Here is a 13,907-nt window from a genome sequence, read left to right as displayed (position 1 = left end):
CCGCGTCACGTCCGCCCGGCCGGGTCGGTGCGCTTCGGCGCTCCGGCCGGCCTGGTCGCGACGCACAGTCGTGGTCTGGGGCCCGGTTGATGGTCGACATGACCGCCCTGGCCGAGGCCGCGGCGGAGCAGCCATCGGGGGATGCTGCTCCGCAGAAGACGCCCATCGGTTCCCCGGCCCGTCGCCGCGTCCAGAGCGCAGCAGCGGGACGGGGCCGATGGGCGCATCGCGCGTTCATCACACCCGGCGTGCTCGCCTTGATCGTGCTGGGCGTGTTCCCGTTGGTGTTCATCGCACTCGCGGCCTTCAGCGAGTCGAGTCTCGGCAAGCCGTTCCAGGACTGGGTGGGAACGGAGAACTTCGCGGAGGCGTTGACGAATGCGGATGTCACGGCATCGCTCGTCCGCAACATCGGTTATGCCCTGCTCGTCGCGGTGCTGAGCGTCGTGTTCGGAGTGGCGACCGCTGTTGCACTGTTCCGCAGCGTCCGTGCCGGATCGCTCGTTCGCACCCTGCTGCTGTTGCCGCTCATCACTCCGCCGGTGGTGGTGGGCATCCTGTGGAAGCTCATCTTCAATCCCTCGGGCGGCTTGCTGAACACGCTGCTCGGCGGCCTCGGGCTGCTGGGGGCCGGCGGCGAACCCGTGTCGGTGCTCGCGTCGCCCGTTTTCGCGCTCGGGGGGATCGCACTCGCGGACGTGTGGGAGTGGACGCCGCTCATCACGCTGCTCGTGTTCGCCGCATTGCTCGGGCAGCACCCGGAGGTCACCGAGGCCGCGCTGCTCGACGGCGCATCCGGCTGGCGATTGTTCCGGCACATCACCCTGCCCGCCATTGCCGGAACGATCGCCGCGGCGTTCCTCATCCGTGTGGTGCTCGCGTTCAAGGTGTTCGATCTCGTCTATGTGATGACGTCCGGAGGGCCGGGCACCTCGACGACGACGCCGTCGTACCTGATCTACCAGGCGGCGCTGCAGCAGTTCGACGTCGGGCGTGCGGCGACGATCACGCTGCTGCTCGCCGTGGTCGTCACCGTCGTGACGCTCCCCATCGTCGCCGTGACCCGGAGGTTGCACCATGACTGAACGTCGGCGTCGCTCATCGCCGGCTGCGACCGGGTTCCTCGTGATCGCCCTGCTCGGTGCACTCGTGCCGATCGCCTACCTGGTGTCCGTTTCGCTCATGTCGCGGGGCGACGTGGCGGCGGGAATCCTGTTCCCGACCGACCCGCAGTGGTCGAACTGGTCGACGGCCTTCTCGCAGTCGAACCTGCCGCAGGGGGTTGCGAATTCGCTCGTCACCTCGATCCTCGGTGCAGCACTGACGCTCGTCTTCGCCCTGCCTGCGTCGTGGGCGATGGTGCGCTACCGGACCGGCGGGAGGACACTCGCCGGCACCATCCTCAGCCCGTGGCTGCTGCCGCCGATCGTCGCCGTCATCCCGATCTTCACGCTGCTTCGCGTGCTCGGGCTGAACAACACGCTCGCCGGTCTCACGCTGGTGTACGCGCTGGCCAACACGGCGGTCGCGGTCTGGCTGCTCGAAGGTTTCGTCAGGAAGCTGCCGGTGGAGTTGGACGAGGCCGCTCAGCTCGATGGCGCCGGGTCGTTCCGGGTGCTGTTCAGCGTGGTCACCCCGTTGCTGACGCCCGCACTCGTGGCGGTCGGCGTGATCGTCGCCGTCCTCAACTACAACGAGTTCGTGCTCGCGACGTTCTTGACGCAGGGCCCGCAGGCGCAGACGGTGCCGGTCGTGCTGTCGTTGATGCTCGGCGAGCGGATCCAGGACTTCGGCAAGATCGCCGCCGCGTCGCTCATCGGTGTGATCCCGGTGTTCGCCGCCGCGGTGTTCCTCCAGCGATGGCTCGTCGCCGGGCTCACATCGGGGAGCGTGAGGTAGAGCTGGTATTCGTCCGTCGACAGGCGCAGGGGTCGACGCTTCTCGGGGCCGCCGCCCTGTGTTCGACCGTTCCCCTCGAACGCCGAGCTACACCGCCGGCGAGGAGTCCTCTGGGGCGGTCGGTTGTGGTCCGAGTGCCCCCGCTGAGGCCTCCCCAGCGGCGTCACCCTTGAGTTCGATCAGGATGGTGTGGGTGGGTGTCGCACCCGTGTTCTCGCCCGAGTGGCGCTGTGCCGGAATCCACACCGTCTGCCCGGTGACGAGGGCGGTGTCGAAGGTCCGCCCGCCGGCCATGAGGCGCCGGGAGAAGTCGCTCAGGGCCACCAGGACGCTGTTCGGATGGTCGTGCGGCGTGGTGCGGTCGCCCGGTTCGTCGGTGTACTCGAGCACGCGCACATGCTCGTTCTCCCACAGTGTGCGGTAGTGGTCGGGGTTCGTGAGCGTGGGATCGTCGGTGATCATGCGGCGACTGTACGCCCGCGCCGGAGTCCACCGCAGCTCCGTTTTCGAGCGCCATCGCCGAGACGGCGATGCTGCTCCGCGGAGCGAGGTGGACCCCGGTCCGGCGCCGATCTGGCTCAGGCGACCCGACGCCGGTAGACGACCATGGCGAACCCGTACGCCACGACGAGGATCCCGACGCACCAGGCGAGGGCCACCCAGATGTCGCCGCCCACCGGTTGCGCGGCGAGCAGGTTGCGGATGGTGTCGACGATGGAGGTGACCGGCTGGTTCTCGGCGAACCAGCGCACCGGTCCCGGCATGGTGTCCGTCGGGACGAACGCGGAGCTGATGAACGGCAGGAAGATCAGCGGGTACGCGAACGCTCCGGCGCCGTCGGGGCTCTTCGCGGAGAGGCCGGCGATCACGGCGACCCACGTCAGCGCCAGGGTGAACAGGGCGAGGATCCCGATCACGCCGAGCCAGGCGAGTGGTCCGGCCGGCGAACGGAAGCCCATCACGAGCGCCACGGCCACGATGATGACGAGGGAGAGCCCGTTCGACACCAGCGAGGTGAGCACGTGGGCCCAGAGGACCGACGCACGGGAGATGGGCATCGAGTGGAAGCGCTGGAAGATGCCGCTCTGGAGGTCGGTGAACAGTCGCATCGAGGTGTAGGCGATCCCGGACGCGATCGTGATGATCAGGATGCCCGGCAGCAGGTACGTGACATAGGTGTCGGTCCCCGCGGCGAGGGCACCGCCGAACACGTAGGTGAACAGCAGCATGAGGGCGATCGGAGTGATCGTCACCGTGATGATGGTGTCGAGGCTCCGCGTGATGTGGCGCATCGAACGACCGGTGAGGATGCGGGTGTCGGTGAGGAAGTGGGTGCGTTGCGCCTGCGGAACAGGACGCGCGGTGGGTGCGGCGAGCGTGGACATGATGGCTCCTTGCGTGGTGTCGTGCTACTCGGTGACGTTCTCGGGCTGGGTGCCGGGAGCGCCGGCGTCGGTGGTCGCATCGCTGCCGATGATCGCGAGGAAGATCTCCTCGAGCGTCGGCTGCTTCTCGACGTACTGGACTTCGGCCGGCGGCAGCAGTTGCTTCAGTTCAGCGAGGGTGCCGTTCGCGATGATGCGTCCCTGGTGGAGGATCGCGATGCGGTCGGCGAGGTGCTCGGCTTCGTCGAGGTACTGGGTGGTGAGGAGGACGGTCGTGCCCTGCCCGGCCAGCTCCTCGACGACCTTCCAGACCTCGATGCGGGCCTCGGGGTCGAGACCGGTCGTGGGTTCGTCGAGGAAGATCACGGACGGGCGTCCGACGAGGCTCATGGCGATGTCGAGACGACGACGCATGCCGCCCGAGTACGTCGCGGCTCGACGTGCACCGGCCTCGGTGAGGGAGAACCGGGCGAGGAGGTCGTCCGCGATGCGCGTCGGCTGCGGCAGGTGTCGCAGCCTGGCGACGAGGACGAGGTTCTCCCGACCGGTCAGGGTGTCGTCGACGGCGGCGAACTGACCGGTGAGGCTGATCGTCTCGCGGACGGAACCTGACTGGTCGTCGATGTCGAACCCGCCGACGCTCGCGGTTCCCGCATCCGGTCGGAGCAGGGTGGAGAGGATGTTGACGACGGTGGTCTTGCCGGCGCCGTTCGAGCCGAGCAGGGCGAAGATGCTGCCGCGCTCGACCTCGAAGTCGACGCCGCGGAGGACGTGGAGGTCCTTGAACGACTTCTCGAGGCCGTGGACGCGGATGGCCGCGCCGGGGGTGGTGGTGGACATGTCGGTGCCTTTCGGGGTCGACGAGGCACGCCCTGCATGGGCGCTGATGCGCGGAGCGAAGCGGGAGCCGCTCGTGACCACGATGTTCTGCGGGCACGACGACCAGCGCTCCTCAGGCGCGTGATGTGTTCGGAGGGTGTTCGTGGCGTCCCGGTGCGGGGCGCCACGCGAGGGTCAGCTGTGGTCGCTGCCGGGGCCGGTGCCCGCCGTGGCGGTGTCGACGATCCGGGTGAGCTTGGCGCGTTCCTTCGCGATCCACTCGCTCGGTGGGTAGTTGCGGATGAGCTCTTCGATGAACTCGACCGGGTCCTCACCAACGATGTCGCGGATCGGGGTCTCGTTCGCGCTCGCGTCCTCGAAGAGGTCGACGAGGTTGTCGAGCAGCGCCAGGAGGTTCGTGCTGCGGGAGGAGGCGAAGTAGTAGATGTAGCGCTCGAGCGCCTCGACCGTGGTGCGGTAGTTCGCCGGCAGCGCCTTCGTGCGCGCCCGGAACCGGTTGTAGTGGCGCTTCTCCTCGATCATGCGGGTGATGAACATGCTCAGGCCTTTCCGTCTCGGAGCTGTTCCAGGCGTTCGGCGAGGAAGCTCCAGCTGTTCCAGAAATCGGCGAGGTAGGCCTCGCCGTCGGGGTTGAGGGAGTACACCTTGCGCGGCGGACCCTTCTCGGACGGGCGTTTCTCGATACTGACGAGGCCCTTCTGCTCGATCCGCACGAGGATCGCGTAGATGGTGCCCTCGGCGATGTCGGCGAAGCCGGTGTCGCGGAGGCGGGCGGTGATCTCGTAGCCGTAGGCGGGGGAGCCGGCCAGCAGGGCGAGGACGATGCCCTCGAGCGTGCCCTTCAGCATCTCGGTCATCTGCTTCGCCATGGCGCCTCCTCCGGCTACTCGGTGTCACTAGGTACTGGTAGATAGTAACACTGAGTACCGGATGCGCAACAGGCAATTCTGCGGTGCATGAGGCGCGCCGGTCGCGAGCTTGGTGCTCGGCCGTCGAGCCCAATCGCGGAGCTCGTCTCCAATCGCCGGACTCGTCTCCGGTCACCGAGCCTGTCGAGGTGGCCTTACAGGTTCCCGAGGAACGCCAACCGTTCGCCGCCGAGCTCGATCGCGAACGCGCGCTGGCGCTTCACGCGGTGCCAGCGCAGGAGGAACAGTGCCGTTCCGGCGGCCGCGAGCGCGATGCTGACGCCGAGCATGATCGGTCCCGTTGCGGCACCGAGGTCTTCCGGATCCACGGTGAGCAGTGCCCCGGCGATGATCCCGATGCCGCCGAGCACGCTGAGGCCGTACGCTCCGGCCGCGAGGAGGCGCGCTCCGGGGATCGGTCCGAGGAAGTGCTGGAGCAGGACGGGAGGCAGGCCGCGGCGTCGCTGTTCCGATCCGCGCTCGTCGAGCCAATCGAGCGACACACGTTGCGCAGTGCGGATCTCGCTGGACCGGGCGATGCCGCCGAGGATCCAGGTGACGAACGCGAGGAGTGCCGCGCCGATCACCGCAGCACCGACGAGGCCGTTCGCGTCCGACGGCAGCAGGCTGTCGATCACCCGTTCAGCGACGGCTGCGACGATGATCGCCAGGAAGCCGACGCCGACGAGTCCGATGAGGATCCAGTCGCACACGCGACGCAGGGTTCGTGCGCCGGTGGTCTCCGCGATCGGTTGCATGTGGACGACCAGTTCGTCGTCGGCGAGCCAGGCGCGCATCCGCGCCTGGTCCTTGGGCTGCACCCACGACGGCAGTTCGACCTCCGCGCCTCGGTCGCTCGGCGGCGTGCCCTGCGCGCCTCCTGCGGCGTTCGGTCCCCTGAACTCCGGGCCCTGTTCGCCGACCCCAGTGTCCCGGTCGTCGAGCTCGCCGATCCGGTCGCCGACTTCGCCACTCCGGTCGCCGGGCTTGTCGATGTGCCCCCGGTCGACTGTCCCCGCCGCAGCCACTCGGGCCGGATCGTCCGGGCGCCGGAACCGGTCGTCGTCCGACGCCGCGGTGTCGATCGCACCCGTCGCGCCGCCATCGACCGCTCCATACCGCGGCGGCGGTGGAACCAGTGGTGTGGGTTCTGCTTCGGGCGTCGTCAGGGGAGTGCGGGCGTCGTCCTGCCCGCCGGTCGTGTCCCGCCCGATCCGCTCGCTCTCGTCCCGGATCTGTCGTCCGATGGGGCCGGCTGCCGTGATCACGGCGTCGAGCAGTGTCGCGTCGCCGGTGGCCTCGGCTGCGGAGATGCAGTCGATGATGAAGCCGCGTCGGCTGATGGTGACGTCCGTGCCCTTGCCGGCGAGGGTGCGGGAGATGCGTTCCCTGCCGGTGTCCAGCGGATCCTCGCCGGTGTCGTCGGGGATGCCGCTCCCGGCGATGAGTGCGGCGAGTGGTGCGAGGTCGGCGGTCGGGAGGTGGCGCAGCCAGCCGCCGTTCACGATGATCCGCGCTTGGGTGCCGGTGTCCGTCGTGAGTCGCAGGCTGAGCACGGGCGTGGTTGCGGCCGGTGTTCTGGTGAGGAGTGCGCCGGTCGTGATGGAGCGCAGCGGGATCGTCTGGCCGTCGATGAGGGCTGTGCCGCGGACGGCGTCGATGCCGACCCGGCGATAGGCGACACCGAGGTGGGTGAGGCAGGCGCCCGCGATGGCGAGGAAGCAGACCGCGATGGCGACGGCCGGTGCGCCTTCGATGTCGAGGGCCGCGCCGAGGATGCCTCCGCCGATGCCGCCGAGCACGGCCGCGGCGATGCCGGAGAGGATGCCGATGAGCAGGAGGTTGGCGCGGACCGGGTGGCGGCCGATGAGGGTGAAGCCGTCGGTGGTCGGCGCTGGTGCTGCGGTCACGTCGTTCCTTCTCCTGGTGGTGTCATCGACTGTTCCATGTATGCGATCCTCGTGTCGAGGGGAGCGCTCCCCATCGCGTCGCCGTTCGCGGAGGATTCCTCCCGCCGGTCCCCGAGCCTGTCGAGGGGCGGATTCGCGTCTTCGGCTTCCGTGTTGTAGGCTCTACTTCGGCCTGCAGAGCCGAAGTTCACTTCTCTCAGCAAGCAATGCGCCCGTAGCTCAACGGATAGAGCATCTGACTACGGATCAGAAGGTTGGGGGTTCGAATCCCTTCGGGCGCACAGATATGAAAGCGGTCCACTTCGGTGGGCCGCTTTTGTTTTGCCCTCCAAAGCCGAGTGTCGTCCTCCACAGGCGCCGCCGCGGACCGGCTCTCCACAGATCGTGCGCGCGCCCGCTGGTCGTCGATCGGCGCGTCCTAGGTTAATCGCGTGAACGAGCTCTCCCCGGTGGAGCGTCACGACCGTGTCACTGTTTGTAGTGCATCAAGGCATAGGAGTTCTGTGCCCTGTTCTGCGAGAGTGGTCGTTCACTCGATCTGACAGGAACGCTGATGACGAACACCGACGAACCGAAGACGCCGATTCGAACGCCGCGCGCGTGGCGGGCGAAGCTGGGCCTCACGCTGGTGATCATCGCGGCGGTGATCGGTCAGCTGTTCATCAACTCGCTGCTCACCGGACTCGGGACCAGAGTCGTCGCCGATGTCTTCATCGGGTCGATCTGGTCGATGGCGGGAGAGCAGATCCGGATGGACGGCGAGGACCGCGCGCAGATCCAGGTGGATGCAGAGGCGATCGCCACGCGTCTGCTCACGAACGTGGCCGGCACGATCGACGGAGGAACCGTGATCTCCGAGCCGGTCCTGAGCGCCGCCCCATGCGACCTTCCCGGGCAGAAGGGGGAGCAGATGTACGCCGCGCAGATGACCACCGTCATCGAGGTGGAGCTCGGCCGTGGAGCAGCCGTCCTGACGCAGATCGCCGCACTCGATCTCAGCGAGATGGCACCGGCGGAGTGGAGCGACGACTCGCGGGAGGTGCGCCGACCCACCCCGCACTCGTTCAATCATCTCGAGGCGCAGGTGGCTCACGACGCGGTGACGATCACACTCGAAGAGACCGGCGCGGCCGACCGACTCCACATCGTCGCCTCCGAGGGCTGCTACATCCCGTGAGGCGTGGCGTCAGGCGGGCGGCAGCAGTTCGAAGACGAGCGGCTCCGACAGGACGCCGTTGACCTGGAGCGCGACGGCGTGGGCACCGGGATGGTAGCGGCGGGTCGTGATGGCGCGGAACGAGTGCTCGCGGGCGATCCGGACGTGCTCACCGGGCGCGAGCGTCTGTGTCGTGAGTTTGAAGGTCTTCCCAGTCTGCGAGCCGTTCGCCTTCTGGTGCATGACGACGTAGTCGATGGCGAGGCGTGCCGGGAGCGCGTCCGTGTTGCGGACGGTCGCCGAGAAGCGGACCGAACCACCGAACGCCACATCCGTCGCGTCGATGGTGAACCCCTCGACCTCCGTGGTCGTTGGCGTGAAGCCCAGAACGGCGAGGGCACCGGGATGCCCTCGCTTCACCAGCGTGCGCAACGCGTGCTTCACGAGCGCCGGAGTCTCGGGTGCAGGTGCTTCCATCCAGCGGCCGACCGTCTCGATCACGAGGTCGGGGTGGTCGCGGCTCAGATCGTTGAGGTGGTTCGCGACCGAACGCCGCACGTACTCGCTCTCGTCGCGGTACAGCGCATCGAGGATCGGAACGGTGAGCTGCGGCTGCGCGAGCATCGCCTTCACACGGATCGCCCACGGCAGGAACGGCCGGGTGCCCTCGCTCGCCAGGCGCCGGACATGCTCGTCGTCTGAGGTGGTCCACGAGCGGACGATCGGCATCGCGCGGTCGAGATCGTGCTGCAGCAACGCCCTGATCGTGAACTCCGCCGTGAGTCGACCGGTGAGCTCGGCTTGCAGACGCATCGCATCATCGAAGGACGCGGTGCCGCCGTCGCTGATCGCGCGGGACGCGACGGCTCCCGCCACCGGCCAGATCAGCCAGCCTGCGAACGACGGACCCGAGGCTGCAGCCGAGCGGACGATGCGCGCGAGGGTGTCGAAATCACCGGGCACGTCCGTGAGAATCGCGTCGCGCAACAGGTCTGCGCGCTCACGCAACGGGCGCTCGCCGAGATCTTCCGACGCCGCAGCCACAGCCGCGAACGGGTTGCCCGGCGCGGCCTTCCTGAGCGAGTGCGTCAGGGTGCGGGCGGCGTCGACGCCGAGGAGTTCGTCTGCGAAGGGCATGTTCCGATCCTCCCCGATGCCGCCGACACCTGCTCCGAGCACCGCGCTCGAAGCAGGCACCGCACCCTGACGGTCAGGCCTCCGAGTGGGCGTCTGCGCTCGTCACGTCGATGACCCAGGTGACACCGAAGGCGTCGGTGAGCATGCCGAAGCCGGCCGACCACGCCGACGCGGCAAGTGGCTCGAGCACGGTGGCACCGACGGCCAGGGCGTCCCAGAGTCGCTTGGCGTCGTCGAGCGTGGCACTGCTGAGCGCGAGGAAGTAGGGCTGATCGGTGACGGTCAGTCCGTTCTCGCGACGCGTGGCGCCGGCTTGCGTGGTGGCACCCTCGGTCGTCTGCGAGGGCACGTCGTAGGCCATGATCCGCACCCCGTCGTCCGTGGCGACCTGGCCCCAGACGACCTTGTCGGTGTCGGGCAGTCCGTCGGGCATGCCGAATTCGCCGTAGGTGCGGATGACGGGCGCCGTGCCGAGCGCGTCGGCGTAGAAGGTGAGGGCTGCGCGGGCGTTGCCGTCGAAGTTGAGGTGGGGAGCGAGAGATGCGGTCATGATGAGCCACTTCCTGTCGGGGTGAAGCACGGCGGAGGTGCCGTGCGGAGCCCACACTCCCAGCAAAAGCGGCCAGTTCTTGTCCGCTTCTGCACCGAGAATAGGGAGATGGCCCCGTCTTCCCGAATGCTCACGCTGCTGTCCCTGCTGCAGGCTCGCCGCGACTGGCCTGCGCACGTGCTCGCGCAACGCCTGAGTATCAGCGATCGCACCGTTCGTCGCGACGTCGACCGTCTCCGGGAGCTGGGCTATCGCATCCGGGCGATCAAAGGCCCCGATGGCGGGTACCGGCTCGACGCCGGATCCGAACTCCCGCCGCTGCTGTTCGACGACGATCAGGCGGTCGTCCTGGCCGTCGCGCTGCAGTCCGTCGGGGTGAGCGGAACGGCATTCGAGGAACCAGCGTCGAGAGCGCTGGCGACGGTGCGGCAGGTGATGCCGGCGCGGCTACGACACCGCATCGACGCACTCCGAGTCACCGCCGTTCCCGGATCGCACACCGCCGGAGACCACCCGGTCGCCACCGATGTCCTCCTCGCGCTGGGTGCCGCGGTGCGGGCGCGCGAGGTGCTGCGGTTCGAGTACGTCACCGATCGATCCGATCCTGCAGGCGAGCCGAGGCCCCTGCGCCGAGTGGAGCCGCACCACGTGGTCACCCGCTCCGGCCGGTGGTACCTCGTGGCATGGGACCTCGATCGGGAGGACTGGCGGACGTACCGAGCCGACCGCATCATCCCGCGGACGCACACCGGCCCCACCTTCGAGCCCCGCCAGGTGCCGGGACGCGACGTGCGCGCATTCGTCGCGGCCCGGTTCAAGGGGTCGGACGGCGCGGACGTGTGGCCGTGCAACGGGGAGGTGATCCTCCACCTGCCCGCGCGCGACGTGTCGCCCTACGTCGGTGACGGGGTGGTGGAGGAACTCCCCAACGGTCGGTGTCGGCTCTTCCTCGGCGCGTGGTCGTGGCCGGGACTCGCCGCCACGATCGGCCGATTCGACGCGGACGTGGAAGTCGTGGGTCCGCCAGAACTCGCCGAGGCGTTCGCCACCCTGGGCCGCCGCTTCGCCGCAGCGGCAGCATCCGCGCCCGGTGGGACAGTGGCTAGTTCTGGGGGAAGCCCAGGTTGATGCCGCCGTGGGAGGGGTCGAGCCAGCGCGACGTGATGGCCTTCTGCTGCGTGAAGAACCGCACCCCTTCCGCCCCGTGGGCCTTCGTGTCGCCGAACAGGGAGTCCTTCCAGCCGCCGAAGGAGAACGTCGCGACCGGGACGGGGATCGGCACGTTGATGCCGATCATGCCGACCTGGATCTCGTTCTGGAAGCGGCGCGCCGCCCCGCCGTCGTTGGTGAAGATGGCGGTGCCGTTGCCGAATGCGCCGCCGTTGATGAGTGCGACGCCCTCCTCGTAGGAGGTGACGCGGACGACGGCGAGGACGGGTCCGAAGATCTCCTCCGTGTACACCTTCGAGGTGGTGGGCACTCGGTCGATGAGGGTGGGGCCGAGCCAGAAGCCGTTCGGGTCGCCGTCGACAGGCGTGTTCCGGCCGTCGACGACGATCGTGGCCCCGTCGGCCTCGGCGATGTCGAGGTAGGAGGCGACCTTGTCGCGATGCACCTTCGTCACCAGCGGTCCCATGTCGCAGCCGCGGCGGCCGTCGCCGATGCGCAGCGTCGCCGCGCGCTCCGCGATCTTCGCGATGAGCTCGTCGGCCACGGGTTCGACGGCGACGATGACGCTGATCGCCATGCACCGCTCGCCCGCGGAACCGAAGCCCGCGTTGATCGCGGAGTCGGCCACGAGGTCGAGGTCGGCGTCCGGGAGGACGAGCATGTGGTTCTTCGCGCCGCCGAGCGCCTGGACACGCTTGCCGTGCGCGGTGCCGGTCTCGTAGACGTACTTCGCGATCGGGGTCGAGCCGACGAAGGAGATCGACCGCACCTCCGGGTGGGTGAGGAGCCCGTCGACGGCCTCCTTGTCGCCGTGCAACACCGTGAACACGCCGTCGGGAAGACCAGCCTCCTTCCAGAGCTTCGCGAGCCAGATCGCCGCTGACGGGTCCTTCTCGCTCGGCTTCAGGACGACCGTGTTCCCGGCGGCGATCGCGATGGGGAAGAACCACATCGGCACCATCGCCGGGAAGTTGAACGGCGAGATGATGCCGACGACGCCGAGCGGCTGCTTCGTCGAGTACACGTCGACACCGGTGGACACCTGCTCGGAGAACTCGCCCTTGAGGTGGTGCGCGAGCCCGGTCGCGAACTCCACGACCTCCTGACCGCGGGTGATCTCACCGAGTGCGTCGGAGACGACCTTGCCGTGTTCCGAGGTGATGATCTCCGCGAGCTCGCCCTTCTTCGCGTCCAGCAGCTCACGGAACCTGAAGACGATCTGCTGACGCTTCGCGAGCGAGACGTCGCGCCAAGCCGGGAACGCCGCAGCGGCGGACGCCACCGCGCGCTCGATCTCAGCGGCGTTCGCGAGGGCGACGTGCTTGGTCGCGACGCCCAGGGCGGGGTCGTAGACGGGCGCGGTGCGGCCGGACGTCGAGGGCGCCTCGGCGCCGTCGATCCAGTGCGGGACGACGGGGAGTTCGGCGGCGTCGGAGGAGGAGGTGTTCAGTGCGGTGGTGGTCATGCGGAGTGCTCCTGGGAGTCGGGGGCTGCAGGGGTGCTGGGTTCGTGTGGTGCCGGGGCGGGCGTCGGGAGTCCCGAGACCGCGTCCCAGAACTGCTCTGGGCCGCCGCTCATGCGCGAAGCTCCGCAAGGGCGGCATCGATGATCGCGATGCCGTTGGCGACCTCGTCGGTCGTGATGACGGCCGGCGGCACGACGTGGAGACGGTTCTCGCTGATGAAGGGCAGCAGGCCGGCCGCGAGGAGCGAGGACTTGAACCGGCCCATCGCCGCCGCATCGAGAGGTGTGCGGGTGTCGCGGTCCTCGACGAGTTCGACGGCCCAGAACACGCCGCTGCCTCGGACCTCGCCGATGAGCTCGTGACGCTCGGCGAGGGAGTGGAGTGCAGGCCCGAGGTGATCGGCGCCGATCGCCTTCGCGTGCTCGACGACACCCTCGTCGGCCATCGCGGTGAGCGTCGCGACGACGCTCGCGGCGGCGAGCGGGTGCCCGGAGTAGGTGAGACCGCCGGGGAACACCTGATCGTCGAACACCCGCGAGATCTGCTCGGAGACGATGACGCCACCGAGTGGCACGTATCCGGAGTTCACGCCCTTCGCGAAGGTGATGAGGTCGGGACGCACGTCGAACGCGTCGAACGCGAACCATTCGCCGGTTCGGGCGAACCCGGCCATCACCTCGTCGAGGATCAGCAGGATGCCGTAGCGATCGGCGAGAGCGCGGACGCCCGCCAGGTAGCCGGGAGGCGGCGTGAGGATGCCGGCCGTGCCCGGGATGGTCTCGAGCAGGATGGCGGCGATCGAGCCGGGCCCCTCCGCCTGGACGGTGCGTTCGAGGTGGCGGAGCGCCCGCTCCGACTCCTCTTCCGCGGTCGTCGCCCAGAACTCGGAGCGGTAGAGGTAGGGGCCGAACACGTGCACGTGTCCGCGCGCGTACTCGTTCGGGATGCGCCGCCAGTCACCCGTCGCGACGATCGCCGCACCGGTGTTGCCGTGATATGAGCGGTAGGTGGAGATGACCTTGTCGCGCCCGGTGGCGATGCGCGCCATGCGGATCGCGTTCTCGTTGGCGTCGGCACCGCCGTTGGTGAAGAAGACCTTCTCGAAGCCGTCGGGCGCGCGGTCGAGGATGAGTCGAGCGGCCTCGGCGCGGGTCGCGTTGGCAGCGGCTGGTGCGATGGTCGTCAGCCGCGCGGCCTGCTCCTGGATCGCTGCCACCACCTTCGGGTGCTGGTACCCGAGGTTGACGTTCACGAGCTGACTCGAGAAGTCGAGGTAGCTGCGTCCGTCGTGGTCCCACACCGTGCTGCCCAGCCCGCCTGCGATTGGCAGGGGGTTGAGGGTGCTCTGGGTGGACCAGGAGTGGAGGACGCGCTGGGTGTCGGCGTCGCGGACGCTGGCGTTGTCGAGGCCGGAGAGGAAGTCGTTGATCACCTGTGCAGCTTTGCAAGCGACGCCACCGATGTACATGGCGGAATTGGTGATAGCT

At 68.7% G+C, this 13,907-nt stretch carries 14 protein-coding genes and 1 tRNA gene; 5 read left to right on the top strand and 10 right to left on the bottom strand.

What is annotated here, in order from left to right; translation table 11 throughout:
- The first annotated feature begins 98 nt into the window (after positions 1 to 98).
- Complete coding sequence (locus KXS11_RS09110) at positions 99 to 1,085, top strand: carbohydrate ABC transporter permease (RefSeq protein ID WP_437385244.1); 987 nt, start codon at positions 99 to 101, stop codon at positions 1,083 to 1,085.
- Complete coding sequence (locus tag KXS11_RS09105) at positions 1,078 to 1,899, top strand: carbohydrate ABC transporter permease (RefSeq protein WP_437385243.1); 822 nt, start codon at positions 1,078 to 1,080, stop codon at positions 1,897 to 1,899. The genes KXS11_RS09110 and KXS11_RS09105 overlap by 8 nt, the downstream gene beginning before the upstream one ends.
- Positions 1,900 to 1,986: 87 nt before the next feature.
- On the opposite strand, the gene KXS11_RS09100 is transcribed toward KXS11_RS09105, so the two are convergent.
- The 6 genes from KXS11_RS09100 to KXS11_RS09075 form a co-directional block, all read right to left on the bottom strand.
- Positions 1,987 to 2,361 carry a cupin domain-containing protein gene (locus tag KXS11_RS09100; protein ID WP_437385242.1) on the bottom strand — a complete coding sequence of 125 codons (375 nt, stop codon included), beginning with the start codon at positions 2,359 to 2,361 and terminating at the stop codon, positions 1,987 to 1,989.
- Positions 2,362 to 2,477: 116 nt separating this feature from the next.
- Positions 2,478 to 3,284: an ABC transporter permease gene (locus KXS11_RS09095; RefSeq protein ID WP_437385241.1), complete on the bottom strand. Its 807-nt coding sequence runs from the start codon at positions 3,282 to 3,284 to the stop codon at positions 2,478 to 2,480.
- 24 nt (positions 3,285 to 3,308) lie between these two features.
- Complete coding sequence (locus KXS11_RS09090) at positions 3,309 to 4,124, bottom strand: ABC transporter ATP-binding protein (protein WP_437385240.1); 816 nt, start codon at positions 4,122 to 4,124, stop codon at positions 3,309 to 3,311.
- A gap of 174 nt (positions 4,125 to 4,298) precedes the next feature.
- Positions 4,299 to 4,661, bottom strand: coding sequence for a DUF1048 domain-containing protein (locus tag KXS11_RS09085; RefSeq protein WP_437385239.1), 363 nt, complete (start codon positions 4,659 to 4,661; stop codon positions 4,299 to 4,301).
- Positions 4,662 to 4,663: 2 nt separating this feature from the next.
- On the bottom strand, positions 4,664 to 4,993 hold the full coding sequence (locus KXS11_RS09080; RefSeq protein WP_437385238.1) for a PadR family transcriptional regulator: 330 nt from the start codon (positions 4,991 to 4,993) through the stop codon (positions 4,664 to 4,666).
- Positions 4,994 to 5,187: 194 nt separating this feature from the next.
- Positions 5,188 to 6,942, bottom strand: a complete 1,755-nt coding sequence (locus KXS11_RS09075; protein WP_437385237.1) for a hypothetical protein — start codon at positions 6,940 to 6,942, stop codon at positions 5,188 to 5,190.
- A 208-nt stretch (positions 6,943 to 7,150) separates the two neighbouring features.
- Here KXS11_RS09075 and KXS11_RS09070 point away from each other — a divergent pair.
- Positions 7,151 to 7,223 (top strand) — tRNA-Arg (locus tag KXS11_RS09070).
- A 272-nt stretch (positions 7,224 to 7,495) separates the two neighbouring features.
- Positions 7,496 to 8,119, top strand: coding sequence for a hypothetical protein (locus tag KXS11_RS09065; protein ID WP_437385236.1), 624 nt, complete (start codon positions 7,496 to 7,498; stop codon positions 8,117 to 8,119).
- A gap of 9 nt (positions 8,120 to 8,128) precedes the next feature.
- On the opposite strand, the gene KXS11_RS09060 is transcribed toward KXS11_RS09065, so the two are convergent.
- A complete protein-coding gene (locus KXS11_RS09060) occupies positions 8,129 to 9,235 on the bottom strand; it encodes a DNA alkylation repair protein (RefSeq protein WP_437385235.1) in 1,107 nt (368 codons plus the stop codon).
- A gap of 73 nt (positions 9,236 to 9,308) precedes the next feature.
- Positions 9,309 to 9,785 carry a VOC family protein gene (locus KXS11_RS09055; protein ID WP_437385234.1) on the bottom strand — a complete coding sequence of 159 codons (477 nt, stop codon included), beginning with the start codon at positions 9,783 to 9,785 and terminating at the stop codon, positions 9,309 to 9,311.
- 108 nt (positions 9,786 to 9,893) lie between these two features.
- Between KXS11_RS09055 and KXS11_RS09050 the strand changes: the two genes are divergently transcribed.
- On the top strand, positions 9,894 to 10,913 hold the full coding sequence (locus tag KXS11_RS09050; protein WP_437385233.1) for a helix-turn-helix transcriptional regulator: 1,020 nt from the start codon (positions 9,894 to 9,896) through the stop codon (positions 10,911 to 10,913).
- On the opposite strand, the gene KXS11_RS09045 is transcribed toward KXS11_RS09050, so the two are convergent.
- Positions 10,888 to 12,420 (bottom strand): CoA-acylating methylmalonate-semialdehyde dehydrogenase, encoded by a 1,533-nt coding sequence (locus KXS11_RS09045; protein ID WP_437385232.1) that lies wholly within the window; start codon positions 12,418 to 12,420, stop codon positions 10,888 to 10,890. The genes KXS11_RS09050 and KXS11_RS09045 overlap by 26 nt on opposite strands.
- Positions 12,421 to 12,529: 109 nt before the next feature.
- Positions 12,530 to 13,888 carry an aspartate aminotransferase family protein gene (locus tag KXS11_RS09040; RefSeq protein WP_437385231.1) on the bottom strand — a complete coding sequence of 453 codons (1,359 nt, stop codon included), beginning with the start codon at positions 13,886 to 13,888 and terminating at the stop codon, positions 12,530 to 12,532.
- Positions 13,889 to 13,907: the final 19 nt, after the last annotated feature.

The sequence above is a fragment of the Plantibacter flavus genome (assembly GCF_051487245.1).
Classification (GTDB): domain Bacteria; phylum Actinomycetota; class Actinomycetes; order Actinomycetales; family Microbacteriaceae; genus Plantibacter; species Plantibacter flavus_B.
This window is presented reverse-complemented; position numbering and strand designations above follow the sequence as displayed.

What these genes read in the sequence shown, in the direction of transcription:
- KXS11_RS09080 (WP_437385238.1), bottom strand. Translation starts at nt 4,993, where the DNA reads ATGGCGAAGCAGATGACCGAGATGCTGAAGGGCACGCTCGAGGGCATC.
- KXS11_RS09085 (WP_437385239.1), bottom strand. Translation starts at nt 4,661, where the DNA reads ATGTTCATCACCCGCATGATCGAGGAGAAGCGCCACTACAACCGGTTC.
- KXS11_RS09065 (WP_437385236.1), top strand. Translation starts at nt 7,496, where the DNA reads ATGACGAACACCGACGAACCGAAGACGCCGATTCGAACGCCGCGCGCG.
- KXS11_RS09060 (WP_437385235.1), bottom strand. Translation starts at nt 9,235, where the DNA reads ATGCCCTTCGCAGACGAACTCCTCGGCGTCGACGCCGCCCGCACCCTG.
- KXS11_RS09055 (WP_437385234.1), bottom strand. Translation starts at nt 9,785, where the DNA reads ATGACCGCATCTCTCGCTCCCCACCTCAACTTCGACGGCAACGCCCGC.
- KXS11_RS09050 (WP_437385233.1), top strand. Translation starts at nt 9,894, where the DNA reads ATGGCCCCGTCTTCCCGAATGCTCACGCTGCTGTCCCTGCTGCAGGCT.
- KXS11_RS09040 (WP_437385231.1), bottom strand. Translation starts at nt 13,888, where the DNA reads ATGTACATCGGTGGCGTCGCTTGCAAAGCTGCACAGGTGATCAACGAC.
- KXS11_RS09110 (WP_437385244.1), top strand. Translation starts at nt 99, where the DNA reads ATGACCGCCCTGGCCGAGGCCGCGGCGGAGCAGCCATCGGGGGATGCT.
- KXS11_RS09090 (WP_437385240.1), bottom strand. Translation starts at nt 4,124, where the DNA reads ATGTCCACCACCACCCCCGGCGCGGCCATCCGCGTCCACGGCCTCGAG.
- KXS11_RS09105 (WP_437385243.1), top strand. Translation starts at nt 1,078, where the DNA reads ATGACTGAACGTCGGCGTCGCTCATCGCCGGCTGCGACCGGGTTCCTC.
- KXS11_RS09100 (WP_437385242.1), bottom strand. Translation starts at nt 2,361, where the DNA reads ATGATCACCGACGATCCCACGCTCACGAACCCCGACCACTACCGCACA.
- KXS11_RS09045 (WP_437385232.1), bottom strand. Translation starts at nt 12,420, where the DNA reads ATGACCACCACCGCACTGAACACCTCCTCCTCCGACGCCGCCGAACTC.
- KXS11_RS09095 (WP_437385241.1), bottom strand. Translation starts at nt 3,284, where the DNA reads ATGTCCACGCTCGCCGCACCCACCGCGCGTCCTGTTCCGCAGGCGCAA.